This is a genomic window from Caldivirga sp. UBA161 (assembly GCF_002506515.1).
In the GTDB taxonomy this organism is placed as follows: Archaea; Thermoproteota; Thermoprotei; order Thermoproteales; family Thermocladiaceae; genus Caldivirga.
Map to the genome: position 1 here is coordinate 3,018 of NZ_DAXS01000087.1, position 10,148 is coordinate 13,165.

Genomic DNA, 10,148 nt, shown 5'->3' on the forward strand with positions numbered 1-10,148 from the left:
CCACCAACGAACACCCCAATACTTGTACCAAATTTTAAGTGCAGGATCATAGCAGACGCCGTATAGTCTAAGTAATTTAGTTGTCTTATCGGGGTTACGTAATGGTGGTAACTCACATGTACTTCTCTGTACGGTGGGTATTATTGAGAGTAAGAGTACGATGCCGAATACAGTGTATATTATCCATGTTAAACCATGCTCATACACGTAATTAGCGGTTAATGACCCGGCAATAGCGCCACCTGAGGTTGCAGTAACTAGGCTTATCCCAATCCTATCATTAGCCAACCTCCTCTTAACATAGACGCTTGCTGAACCTGCTGAGGTGGCTATGGTTGATATTAAGGCTGAACCAGAGGCGTACATCATTGGTATTCCCACAAACAATGTTAGCACAGGGGTAAGCACAACTCCACCACCTAAGCCGGCTAATGAACCTAATATGCCTGCGCATAGGCCTGCAATCATAATCTCAATGAACTTAGCTAGGGCTATTATGTTCCCAAGCATTGATGCAGCGCATTTACTATCCTTATTAAGAGTTATTTCCCAATATAAGATGAATATACTAACATGAGTATTATAATTAGTCTAAAATAAAGTATTTCACATTCATAATACTATAATTATTTTTCATATTCTATAAATAGGTATGTTGATTCCCTGCCAAGGTTCAGTAATTTACCACCCAGTAATGGTATAGCCCTCTTAATCATTGCGAAGCACGTGTAGTCATCTAAGAGAACTCTATACCTCTTATTATGTTCACCTAACTGGTAATTCACAAGGAATTTCTTTAATGCATCGCATCCTATCCCTCTTAAATCCATTACTTCAATTCCATTATCCCGCCTATTAGATTTTGAAGCCAGCATTTCCTTAATTAATTTCCTCTTTAATTCCTCAATATCATCATTCATTGTTAATTTAAATCACTTAAAGGTATTTTTATGATTCATGATTAGTGCATTATATGCATTTTAGGCAATTGTCGAAATATAGTCCTCAATCTTAGGTAACTCCTTAGGTAGCCCCTTCTTTTCCCTAATTGATAGTATCAAGCTCTCACGGAGGCTTTCAGGCACTGGTGCCCAACGTGAGAACTGTAGGCTCCAAAAGACCCTACCTGTCGTGGCGCTTCTAAGTTCATCACTTATGTTAAATGACTCTATCACAGGTATCTCACCCTTAACAACCACCTCCATGGTCTCAGTCTGAGTGACGTCAATAACCCTGCCTCTATGCCTAGTTATTACACTGGTTACAGGACCCATATTGTCAACAGTAGTCTTAGCATCAATTAGCAGGAGGGGCTCAAGCAATGTTGGGTTAGCTGAAAGGAAGCTGGCGAATATTGCGTTCTTAGTTGCAGGCATTATTTGGGCTGGACCCCTATGGGCTGGATCCTCGTGAACCACCGCATCATGTAGTATTACCTTAACACCCCTTATTGGCTCCTGGGCTAATGGCCCAGCTGACATTGACCACCTAAAGCCTTGGACTATGTAATCCCTAATCTCCCTAAGGTGCTGAATACCACTGGTCTTATCAATGAGCACGTTAATGTATTGATTATCTATTGCCCAAATACCCCTAGCCTCATCTGTATCCCAATTAGCCTTCTCCCTAAGTATCCTAGCCCTCTCTCTTGGATCCATATCCTCCGTTACCTCACTATACTGTATTAGGCTTATGGACTCCTCGTCAAGCGGCTCAACGCTTATATATAGCCTATTATGCTTATTAGGTGACTTACCTTCAAAGACCTGCGACCTAGCTCTGACAGTCTCCCTGAACCTAACTAATGGTTGCGAAACAACGAAGTCTAGGCCAGTCCTATCCTTCAGTAGCCATGTGGCTATCTCAAGGTGCAGCGTACCGACACCACTTAATAGTATTTGCCCAGTCTCCTCATCAATCTTAAGGCTTAATGTTGGATCCTCAATAACCAGGTCCCTAAGCCCCTCAACGAGCTTAGCTAAGTCATTAGGATTCTTAGGCTCTATTGCCACAGTGACCACAGGCTCCGATACATACCTCATCTTCTCAAATGGTGGAATATCCTTAAGTGAAGTTGCCACAAGTGTATCACCGGCCCTAGCCTCATCAACACCCATTAATGCCACTATGTTACCTGCAGTAACCTCAGGCACTATTATCCTATTAGGACCCATGTATAGGTAGGTTTGAAGAACCCTCTTAGTTATCTTCTGCCCAATTATGTAAACTTCATCACCCTCCCTAATAGTTCCACTGAAAACCCTACCAGTGGCTATTAAGCCAGCGTGGGGATCCTTATTTATCTTACTTATAGCTATGACTAATGGACCATTAGGGTCAGCATCAAGTAGCGCCTTCCCCACTGGGCTATTCAAGTCACCCTTCCATAACTTAGGTACCCTATACTTCTGGGCAACGTCAGGTGGTGGAATGTGCTCTATAATCATGGTTAACAAGGTTCTGTATAGTGGAAATTCTTGAGCAAGCTCATCAACAGCATTCCTCTCGTAGGCATCCATTATGTAGCTGAACTTAATACCCTTCTCCTGCATCATTGGGATTGTTAAACCCCACTTACTTAAGGCGGAGCCGAAGGCAACCTGCCCCTTATTAACACTGACCTTCCACTTCTCCTTAAACTCAGGTGGTGCGTATGAGTCAATAAGTGAGTTAAACTCCTTGGTAATGTAAACTATCCTATTACCAATGTCCTGTGGAGATAACCTAAGCTCCTTAATTAGCCTATCTATCTTATTAATGAATAACACTGGCCTAACCATCTCCTCCATTGCCTGCTTAACCACGGTCTCGGTTTGAGTCATAACACCCTCCACCGCATCAACAACAACGAGGGCCCCATCCATTACCCTAAGTGACCTAGTCACATGCCCAGTGAAGTCAACGTGGCCTGGCGTATCAACGAAGTTTATTAAGTAGGGCTTACCACCATACTCGAAGTATAGGCTTATATTAGCTGCCTTAACGGTCATCTGCCTTATCTGCTCAATCTCAACGTAATCCAACGCAAGCGCCTTACCTGCAACCTTAGGGCTAAGTAAACCAGCACCCATGAGTAGGGAGTCTGTTGTGGTTGTTTTACCGTGATCAACATGGGCTAGTGTACCAACATTCCTAATTTGCGATGGATTCCTCATTATCTCTAGAATATCCTCTATCCTCTTCTCAACAACTCTAACTGACATTCATGATCACGTGGACTTTCCTATAAGCTTATATAAAGTTTTCTCAGGCAAGGCCAGAGTAAGTTGAGGCAATGTTAAAAATACCTATACCTAAGCCTAGCACCATACCTAACAACCCTCCTGTACCAAACGTAGCCATAAACTATACCAACTACGAAACCCAGTAAATGACCAAGGTAGGCTATACCAAAGCTGGCTGCAAAGGGCGTTAGGAGGAATATTATCGCTATTACATTCCACGGATTAGATAATATAACCCACCTATCAGGTAAGGCAATTATGAAACCTATCATACCGAATAATGCCCCTGAAGCCCCCGCAATGAATGTATTAGGCCCGTATAGGAATATTGATAACGCTGAGAAGAACCCTGAAATTAAGTAAACCCTCCACATCATACCCCTCCCATACCTACGTTCAAAGAACGGGCCAATGAAGAATAAGGTAAGCATGTTGAATACGTAGTCAAGTATGGATGGGTCGAAGAACATTGATGTAACTAATCCAAGGGGCCAAGGTAAGTATGGTGCTATTAAGTAGTCTGATAGGAGAATACCCATTAATGCGGAAGCCCTCCCTAAACCAAGGTAACTGAACACCAGGTATGGTATTGACAGGACGCTGTTTATGATTATTATTATTGCTGTTGTCCTGGCATTAACGTGAAGTGGTTGACCAGCCATTACTACTCAATGGGCCTAATGAAGTATTACTTTAAAACTTTATTCCTAGAAAACCAACTCATGTTCCTAATAGGCTTAAACTACTGGAGTAAGAATGGGGGGCCATTAATGTGGAGGTTCTTCAATGAGGAGGTTGTTGATAAGGAATTAGCCCAAATCAGGGAACTGGGTGTTGATGTAATTAGAGCCTTCATATACTGGCCTGACTTCCAGAGGGAGCCTGGGAGGGTTGATGAGGAGATGCTTAGGAGGCTAGGTAAATTCCTTGACCTAGCCCATAAACATGATGTTGGGGTTTACTTAACATTCATAGTTGGCCACATGTCTGGTGAGAATTGGGACCCCCAATGGAGGGGTGGTAGGGACTTCTTTGAACTTAGGAATGAAGTTAAGGTGCTTATTGAAACCATAGTGTCAAGGTTCAGGGGCCACCCAGCCATTAGGGGTTGGATACTTAGTAATGAGCTGCCAATATACGCAACGTCAAGTGAGGATAAGGTTACTGACTGGATTAAGGAAATGTCAAGCCTAGTTAAGTCACTTGATGGTGGGCACTGGGTTACCACTGGTGATGGGTGCTGGGGAATCATGGGGGCATTCAATGGCTTTAACCCATACAAGTATAAGGATTACGTTGACTACATGGGGCCACACTTCTACACACCTGACACTGATGCCATTAGGCATACTGTAATGCCTCAGTTAATAATTAAGGCCTGCAGGGGATTGGGGAAGCCAACAATACTTGAGGAGTTTGGAGCATCATCAACACTCAGTTCTGATGAACACATAGCAGGCTACTATAGGACTGTACTAATGGGTTCCTTAATTAGCGGGGCTATGGGTGCATGGGGCTGGTGCTACAGTGACTTCCCATTGATTAACCAGAGGCCATACTCCCACCATCCCCATGAACTCAGGTTCGGTGTAACTACAGTTGATTGGAGGGTTAAGCCTCAGGGTGATGAATTAACAAGGTTCTCCAGGTTAATTTCAACACTTGGTGACGTGGAGCCTGTGGAGGATTCTGTTGCCTTACTAATCCCATCATACGTATACTGGAGTTACCCATTCACCTCAAGGGATGACGCCCGCAAAATATCCACTGCGCTCCTCTCCTCGTACGTTATGCTTGTTCAAAATGGCTTAAATCCAAGGGTTATTATTGAGGAACCCCTAACAGATGGTGTAATAATAGAGGGAAGCAGGACTAAGATTAGTAATGACGTTAAGGTACTCTTTCTACCATGCGCATTAAGGTACCTTGCCCAGACCCAGGAGGAGGTCAGGAAATTCGTAGAGAGAGGGGGAGTTGCGGTAATATCATACTGTTACGGCTTCTGGATGAACATTGACTGGGCCATTAAACTGGACCTCTACTACAATTACCCAATACTCTCGGATGGGTTAAATGTGGCAGTGGATAACATTAACATTAATGTACCAGCAATGGGCTACACCTACGATAGGGCTATAGCTAAGGTCAGTGGAGGAGATGTGCTACTTAAGGATTCGGCAGGTAATCCAGTCATCGTCTACTCCAACGTAGGTTCAGGTAAAGTATACTTCATAACCTACCCACTGGAGTACTGGTTAGGCTTAAGTCCAAAGCCCTTTGAGAACTATGACGCACACTTACTCTATAATCTAATATTAAGAAGGGAGGGGCTTAGTACATTAACGCCTAATAAGTGGGTTCAAGTGGCTAGGCTTAAGTCAAGTAAGTATAATTATGTAGCGTACATTAACCATGGGTGGAGCGACACCAGGATACACGTAAGCGGTGTTAATATTGAAACAGGCGAGAAGGTAAGTGGTGAATATGTTTTAAGAGGTAAGGATTACCTAGTTGTGAGGGAGTGATGCTGCAATAATTCCTATATGGTTAAGTCAAATCCTTAATTTTCCATGAAGTTATTGAAGTAAACCCAATTATTAATTTCCCAGAGTATTTTTAAGCTCACGAATTAGTAGGCTATTATGGAGGGGGTGTTGGTTGCCTTAACGATACCTTTTAGGAATGGGAATGTTGATGTGGATGGCTTGTCCGCACATGTTTCATCACTTGTTAAGGAGGGGGTTAATGGCTTCTTCCCCCTCGGTACCACTGGTATGGGTGTTTTGCTTAATCTTGAGGAGAGGGAGGCTGTTATCAAGGCTGTTACTGAGGCTTCCGGTGGTAAACCTATTGTTGTTCAAGTTGGTTCACTGGATTGGGATACTGTTGCTGGTACTGTTAAGCTTGCTGAGAGGTATGGTGCGTCAGCTATTGCCTCAATTGTACCAATTTACTATAGGCCCGATTATGAAACCATAAGGAGGTATTTCATGAAGCTAAATCAGTTAACCGAACTCCCAACCTTCATATATAATATTCCAGGCAACGCTGGATTTAACGTGACTCCAGATATTGTCACCAAGTTAATTAAGGATGGGGTTAGGATTGCAGGTATGAAGGATAGTAGTGGTGATTTAGGTCAATTAATGCAGTTTATAGAGATGGGGTTAGAGGTGTTTAATGGTTCAGACCACATGATAGCGCCATCAATAATAGTGGGGGCTAAGGGATGCATTTCAGCGTTATCCAACTCAATAACTAACCTAGTTATTGATACGTATAGGAAGGCTAAGGATGGTGACGTTAATAACGCATTAAGGGTTCAGGCCTTAGTCACTAAGGTAAGGGATACTGCCAATAAGTATCCAAGGCCAGCTGTACATTATAGTTTAGTGAGATTACTTAAGTATGATTTTGGAAGCGTTAAGGAACCATTAGTGAGGAGTTTAACTAGGGAGGAGGAGGAATCACTTGCATCGGATTTAGGTAAACTAGGCTTAAGGATAAGGGCCCCAGCAGCTTAAACGTAAATATTATATTTAACAATAGCCATTGGCTCAATGTTCCTCATTATGTAGACCTCCTTATAGAAGCCCTTGTTTAAAACCCCCATGAATAGGAAGTCCTCAATATCGTTTATCCTTATTGAGTAGGAGAACATAAATCTACTAAGCCCATATGCTGATGAAACTAATTCATTAAGCCCCTCATCAGGCTTCACCTCATACACTGGATTAGGTTCAGCATTGTTTTGTATTAAACTTGGTAGTAGGGCTGGCTCCACTGGCCAGGGTTCAGGACCTGAATCAAGCTGCTTAAGCCTGTATGCAAACACCTTCTCTATCGTCTTCCTGCCAAGCTTACTCTCATCAATCCTCTTAATTAAATCATCAGTACTCTTAAAGTCTAAGACTGCCTCAAGGTAAATCAACTCATCCTCAGCAAAGTACCTTATGTAAGGTACTTCGAAACTAGTGACCTCAATCCCATTAATATTCTCAACATGGTACTTAGTCCTCCTCACATACTCTAACTCACCAGCCTTCCTCTCACCTTCACTCAATGTAAATCACCCATTGCGCCAACAATATGTTCGTAGGCTTTAAACTATGCGCACTGCTTTAAAAACTTAGCTCCCCAATGAACTAAAGTATGCGGATACTGTACCATTACTCCTCTTTAATTCACCTAATTGAGTGAGTACATGATTCCTAACGTCACTTGGTTTAACACTCATTAGTATGCCGCTTGATTCATCATAAACCTTCTTAATTAAAGCCTCAGGCTCTGAACCATCAGGGCACTTTACGGTAGAGTGGAATGGGGTTATGAAGTCCCTGAAGCCGCTGCACCTGTAGACTTGCTTAAAGCCAGGCATCTTACCCCTCTTAGTGAGGGGCACCCATTCACCTAACTTCTCATCATAGTACTCCACTATGTCCATGCTTATGTCTACACTGGGTGGGAACGCTATTGATGTTCCAACTCCGAAGGAATCCACTAAGTCGCTTAACTCCCCTACAGCCTCCTCATCAAGCCCACCACTCACTATTATTTTAACATTCCTATATCCAGCTAGTTCAAGAGTCCACTTAACTTCCTCAACTATAGCCTTCATGTTACCTCTCCTGCTACTTGGCGTATCCAATCTTACGCCACTTAACCTATCACCCAGTAGTTTAGCTGCCATTAAGGCCTCCTCCCTCTCATCAAGGAAGGTGTCAGCCAACACTATCCTAGGTACATCCCGTGGAACCACCTTATCGAACCAAACCCATGCTAAGGTATGGTCATTCTTAACAGCCTTAAAAATTATCATTAATGCATGCGGCATAGTACCTGAAGCTGGTATACCGAGGAGCCTTGCCCCAACAATATTAGCAACTCCATCGCACCCACCCATGTAGGCTGCCTTATCGGCCATTGGCTGTATAATAGGGTGAAGCGCCCTCGCGCCGAAGAATAGGCATTGCTTATTCATAGCCCTATACTTAATTCTAGCCGCCTTCGAGGATATTGATGAGTAATGCCTAAGTATACCCAGTATTGGAGTCTCATAGACCGCGAAGTCAATGTAGTTACCCTCAATGATCATTAATGGTTCCTTAGCCTGAAACACTGTACCCTCCGGCATTGAGTACACATTAACCTTAAGCCCAGCCCTCTTCACTAATTCAAGAACCTCACTCAATCCTGTGTAGACTGCCCACTCGTAATCCCTTGGGAGGTTCATTACGTGGAATTCAGCCCTAACCTTAACCTTATCTAACCCAGCTGCCTTAAGTACATCAATAGTCCTAGCGAAGTACACGTCAGTTACCTCACCCCTAATTACCTCATCTTCACTGGCAATAGTGAATGCCCTCTCCATAAGTAAAGGTGCTTAATTAGAGTGGTTATAAACAGTTATGTGCAGTTTTAGGTAATCAACATTAAGCCCTCAGTTGGAACTGCCTGTTAAAAGGTAATAGAAGCATAATTAGCCAACAATATCCTTTACCTGCTCTAGAACAGCAATAATCTGAAGTATGAGGACCCTACTGTAGGTAGGCATATTGGGGTCTGATAAGGCATCATCAAGTAGGCTGACTACTGTTGAAGCCCTTAGACCTGGGCTCATTTGATTATTCCTAAGGATCCTAGCAGCCTCACTGGCAGCCCTCCTAATATTCCTCGGTATACCCATATCGTGGATTATCCTCTCCAGGTAATAGAGCGCTTGAGCTATCTTCTCATTAGCCTCATCACTGGCCAGTGATGACATAACCTATAGGGTGTTCCTATAGCTTAATAAGTTTTTTACCTCATGAATCCAGCGCTATTCGAACCCAATCCTTCACCTAGCTTTATTATTTACCTTACTGAATTATTCATTGCCTGTTTTGATAAATATTACGTTAAAGTTAAGTTCCCATTAACTAGACTATAAGGAATAAACGCCTTAAGATTAAGTGATTCTTTATGAAGTATGTGGAAGCGGCTTCAAGACCCTTCATGAATACCGGTATAAGGTTCCCCCGCCAGGTAATATGGGCTATGGGATTAGTAAAGTATGCTTGCGCCAAGGTTAACACTGACTTAAGCCTACTTGATGCAGATTTGGGGGAGGCAATAATGCAAGCATCCAGGGAGGTTATGGAGGGTAAGTTTGATTATGAAGTAACCGTGGATGTTTTCCAAACAGGCTCCGGTACTGGATTAAACATGAATATTAATGAGATAATTGCGGAGAGGGCCAGTGAAATTTCAGGTAGGAGGGTTCACCCAAATGATCACGTGAACTTAGGGCAATCATCAAATGATACTGTATCCACTGCCATCAGAATAGCGGCCGCATATTCCTCGGAATCTCTTCTCATACCAGCTCTTAATAAATTAACAATATTATTAAGTGAGAAGTCAACATTATTTGATACCATAATTAAGGCTGGTAGGACCCATTTAAGGGATGTACTACCCATAACCCTAGGACAAGAATTAAGCGGCTATCTTGACGCATTCTCCCATGATTTAAAAATATTTGAGTCTGCCTTGGACTATGTTAAGGAATTACCCATAGGTGGAACAGCAGTAGGTACTGGATTAAACTCCCACCCGGAGTTTCAGGGGAGGGTGGTAAGGGAGATTAATGAGGTTACTTCCCTGGGGTTTAAGCCTGCGAATAAGTTTAGGGGATTGAGGTTGCTAACGGATATGTTGAACTTAAGTGGCGCCCTACGTACAATGGCTATTAATCTATATAGGTTAGGGCAGGATGTAAGGTTAATGTTCTCAGGTCCCATGACTGGATTGAATGAAATTGACTTACCAACCCAAGAGGAGGTGGCTGGAAGCAGCATTATGCCAGGTAAAACTAACCCAATAACCGTGGAGGCAACCCTACTGGTGGTGGCTCAGGTTGTGGGGCTGGATTACGCTAATCAG

10 protein-coding genes are annotated in these 10,148 nt (G+C 43.0%); 3 read left to right on the top strand and 7 right to left on the bottom strand.

The features are described 5' to 3' along the window. The 4 genes from BP896_RS09710 to BP896_RS09725 all read right to left on the bottom strand — a co-directional run. Window positions 1-510 (bottom strand): sulfite exporter TauE/SafE family protein (locus BP896_RS09710; protein WP_291767925.1); only part of this gene is annotated, 510 nt, incomplete at its 3' end. 116 nt (window positions 511-626) lie between these two features. Further along, a complete protein-coding gene (locus BP896_RS09715) occupies window positions 627-920 on the bottom strand; it encodes a hypothetical protein (protein ID WP_291767927.1) in 294 nt (97 codons plus the stop codon). Between the two features lie 60 nt (window positions 921-980). After that, window positions 981-3,203 (bottom strand): elongation factor EF-2, encoded by a 2,223-nt coding sequence (locus BP896_RS09720; protein ID WP_291767929.1) that lies wholly within the window; start codon window positions 3,201-3,203, stop codon window positions 981-983. A 74-nt stretch (window positions 3,204-3,277) separates the two neighbouring features. Next, window positions 3,278-3,886, bottom strand: coding sequence for a rhomboid family intramembrane serine protease (locus tag BP896_RS09725; protein ID WP_291767930.1), 609 nt, complete (start codon window positions 3,884-3,886; stop codon window positions 3,278-3,280). A 60-nt stretch (window positions 3,887-3,946) separates the two neighbouring features. Here BP896_RS09725 and BP896_RS09730 point away from each other — a divergent pair, with 60 nt between their 5' ends. Both BP896_RS09730 and BP896_RS09735 read left to right on the top strand, forming a co-directional pair. Beyond that, the gene (locus BP896_RS09730; protein ID WP_291767931.1) at window positions 3,947-5,749 is read left to right on the top strand and encodes a glycoside hydrolase 5 family protein; all 1,803 of its coding nucleotides are present in this window, start codon (window positions 3,947-3,949) and stop codon (window positions 5,747-5,749) included. A gap of 117 nt (window positions 5,750-5,866) precedes the next feature. Beyond that, window positions 5,867-6,748, top strand: coding sequence for a dihydrodipicolinate synthase family protein (locus BP896_RS09735; protein ID WP_291767933.1), 882 nt, complete (start codon window positions 5,867-5,869; stop codon window positions 6,746-6,748). On the opposite strand, the gene BP896_RS09740 is transcribed toward BP896_RS09735, so the two are convergent. The 3 genes from BP896_RS09740 to BP896_RS09750 form a co-directional block, all read right to left on the bottom strand. Beyond that, window positions 6,745-7,287: a hypothetical protein gene (locus BP896_RS09740; protein WP_291767935.1), complete on the bottom strand. Its 543-nt coding sequence runs from the start codon at window positions 7,285-7,287 to the stop codon at window positions 6,745-6,747. The two genes, BP896_RS09735 and BP896_RS09740, sit on opposite strands and share 4 nt — an antisense overlap. A 66-nt stretch (window positions 7,288-7,353) precedes the next feature. Beyond that, window positions 7,354-8,595 (bottom strand): nicotinate phosphoribosyltransferase, encoded by a 1,242-nt coding sequence (locus tag BP896_RS09745; protein WP_291767936.1) that lies wholly within the window; start codon window positions 8,593-8,595, stop codon window positions 7,354-7,356. 108 nt (window positions 8,596-8,703) lie between these two features. Next, window positions 8,704-8,988, bottom strand: a complete 285-nt coding sequence (locus tag BP896_RS09750) for a UPF0147 family protein (RefSeq protein ID WP_291767938.1) — start codon at window positions 8,986-8,988, stop codon at window positions 8,704-8,706. A gap of 197 nt (window positions 8,989-9,185) precedes the next feature. On the opposite strand from BP896_RS09750, the gene BP896_RS09755 reads away from it, so the two are divergent. Beyond that, a partial coding sequence (locus tag BP896_RS09755) for a lyase family protein (protein ID WP_291767940.1) occupies window positions 9,186-10,148 on the top strand: 963 nt, incomplete at its 3' end.

What these genes read in the sequence shown, in the direction of transcription:
- BP896_RS09715 (WP_291767927.1), bottom strand. Translation starts at nt 920, where the DNA reads ATGAATGATGATATTGAGGAATTAAAGAGGAAATTAATTAAGGAAATG.
- BP896_RS09720 (WP_291767929.1), bottom strand. Translation starts at nt 3,203, where the DNA reads ATGTCAGTTAGAGTTGTTGAGAAGAGGATAGAGGATATTCTAGAGATA.
- BP896_RS09725 (WP_291767930.1), bottom strand. Translation starts at nt 3,886, where the DNA reads ATGGCTGGTCAACCACTTCACGTTAATGCCAGGACAACAGCAATAATA.
- BP896_RS09730 (WP_291767931.1), top strand. Translation starts at nt 3,947, where the DNA reads ATGTTCCTAATAGGCTTAAACTACTGGAGTAAGAATGGGGGGCCATTA.
- BP896_RS09735 (WP_291767933.1), top strand. Translation starts at nt 5,867, where the DNA reads ATGGAGGGGGTGTTGGTTGCCTTAACGATACCTTTTAGGAATGGGAAT.
- BP896_RS09745 (WP_291767936.1), bottom strand. Translation starts at nt 8,595, where the DNA reads ATGGAGAGGGCATTCACTATTGCCAGTGAAGATGAGGTAATTAGGGGT.
- BP896_RS09750 (WP_291767938.1), bottom strand. Translation starts at nt 8,988, where the DNA reads ATGTCATCACTGGCCAGTGATGAGGCTAATGAGAAGATAGCTCAAGCG.